Annotated in this window: 2 protein-coding genes; both read right to left on the bottom strand. The window is 35.3% G+C overall.

The genetic code is table 11. The features are described 5' to 3' along the window. Positions 1–411: 411 nt before the first annotated feature. Positions 412–714 carry a YciI family protein gene (locus tag H4J73_RS02135; protein WP_182204929.1) on the bottom strand — a complete coding sequence of 101 codons (303 nt, stop codon included), beginning with the start codon at positions 712–714 and terminating at the stop codon, positions 412–414. Positions 715–1,203: 489 nt separating this feature from the next. Continuing rightward, positions 1,204–1,620, bottom strand: coding sequence for a hypothetical protein (locus H4J73_RS02130; RefSeq protein WP_182178021.1), 417 nt, complete (start codon positions 1,618–1,620; stop codon positions 1,204–1,206). Positions 1,621–2,112: the final 492 nt, after the last annotated feature.

The raw sequence follows: 2,112 nt of genomic DNA, 5'->3' as shown, positions 1-2,112 counted from the left end.
ATGTGAACGGAGTGAAACAGCCAACTGTTTTTTGTCCGTTTGAATGCCTTGTTATGCGATTTTTACATTACCACAAACCGTACAATTTATATAAATATTAGTAACATAAAATGCACGTTTAAAAAACTCACAGCATTGCGACACACTAAACTGTGAATTTTGAGCCACTAATCAAAAGTGAATTTACCACTTACCTGCTTTGGCGAAAAACTATTTAACCAAAAACTGAAATAGATTTGATTACGCGTAAATAACTAGGATAAAGAAAAGGCAACTACCACAATTACATTTAATCGAATTCGCAATGCCGCATAACGCCCCACTAAGAGGCAAATAACAGTTGGCTATAATAGAGAGCGAAGCGAACAAAGCCAACTGTTATTTGTCCTGCTTGAGTGGCTTGTTATATGCCTATTTTTTGAAACTGCTTACAGGAAATAAAACGCCTTCACTAATATTAACTTTATTCCAAACCTTGCCAATTGTGTAAGGATCTTGTTTAACCCATGCTTCAACCTCAGTTCTAGAAGAAAACTCGACATGTGCCGATGAGCCAATCATTTTTCCATTTTCATTTAGCATTGCACCACCACTTAAAAAGGTACCAGCTTTTACCATTTTCTCGATACCTGATAGATGAGCTTCACGACTTGATAATCTTCGATTAATAGCATCGTCATCATCAAAGTCGTAAGCGGTAACTATGAACTGCATAAATACTCCTTGTTGCCAAACTGAAAGGCATATAACGCCCCATTAAGCGGCAAAAAATTGTTGGCTAAAATGTTGAACGAAGTGAAAACAGCCAACTGTTTTTTGTCCGTTTGAATGCCTTGTTATGCGATTTTCACATTACCACAAACCGCACAATTTATATAAATATTAGCGACATAAAATGCACATTTAAAAAATCACAGCATTGCGACACACTAAACCGTGAATTTTGAGCCACTAATGAAAAGTGAATTTACCACTTACCTACTTTGGCGAAAAACTATTTAACCAAAAACTGAAATAGATTTAATTATGCGTAAATAACCAGGATAAAGAAAAGGCAACTACCACAATTACATTTAATCGAATTCGCAATGCCGCATAACGCCTTACTAAGCGGCGCGAAATTGTTGGCTAAAATGTACGAGGAACGAGTGCTAGCCAACTGTTTAGCGTCCGTTTGAGTAACTTGTTATATACCGCTAACACCTAACTGGGTGGTGATAAGTGTTTAATAATTGGTGCTTTGGTTGTTAACATTGTAGCCAATTTATATGTTTTTATAGGACCACACATTACTCCTGGTGCAGACCTATAATAAACTACTATAGAAGCTTTTGATGCTAAATAATTATTAAGAGTAAGCCTGCTTGCAGATAAACCATCATAACCAGTAGATACCAAACTAGGAAGCTCAATTACAAGTTTATCCTCAACTTGTACATATATATCAGTAGCATTAAGCTTACCAATTTTACTTGGAACGAATACAGAAATTGAGTTTAAAATTGAATTTTGATGTTCTTCAATTTGAGCAAATGGAACTAGCTGGATAGCAGGTTCTCCTGATTCACATGAATAAACATAACTACAAAAGAATAATGCTAAAAACGTTAAGGCTTTCATCGAAATCTCATAGGTATATAACGCCACATTAAGCGGCAAAAAATTGTTGGCTAAAATGTTGAACGAAGTGAAAACAGCCAACTGTTTTTTGTCCGTTTGAATGCCTTGTTATGCGATTTTTACGTTACCACAAACCGCACAATTTATATAAATATTAGCGACATAAAATACACATTTAAAAAACTCACAGCATTGCGACACACTAAACCGTGAATTTTGAGCCACTAATAAAAAGTGAATTTACCACTTACCTACTTTGGCGAAAAACTATTTAACCAAAAACTTAAATAGATTTAATTACGCGTAAATAACCAGGATAAATAAAAGGCAAATACCACAATTACATTTAATCGAATTCACAATGCCGCATAACGCTTTGCTAAGCGGAAAATAATGGTTGGCTATAATCGCGAAGCGATGGCCAACTGTTATTTTTCCGTTTGAGCAACTTGTTATATGCAGAGAACGTTGAATCAAACTCTGCACGAACTT

This window comes from Colwellia sp. MB3u-41 (genome assembly GCF_014076845.1).
Taxonomy (GTDB): domain Bacteria; phylum Pseudomonadota; class Gammaproteobacteria; order Enterobacterales; family Alteromonadaceae; genus Colwellia_A.
Note: the sequence above shows the minus strand (reverse complement) of the source record. Positions and strands in the feature narration are given on the sequence as shown.

Bases quoted from the DNA above. Each gene is read 5' to 3' on its own strand.
- H4J73_RS02130 (WP_182178021.1), bottom strand. From the start codon at position 1,620: ATGAAAGCCTTAACGTTTTTAGCATTATTCTTTTGTAGTTATGTTTAT.
- H4J73_RS02135 (WP_182204929.1), bottom strand. From the start codon at position 714: ATGCAGTTCATAGTTACCGCTTACGACTTTGATGATGACGATGCTATT.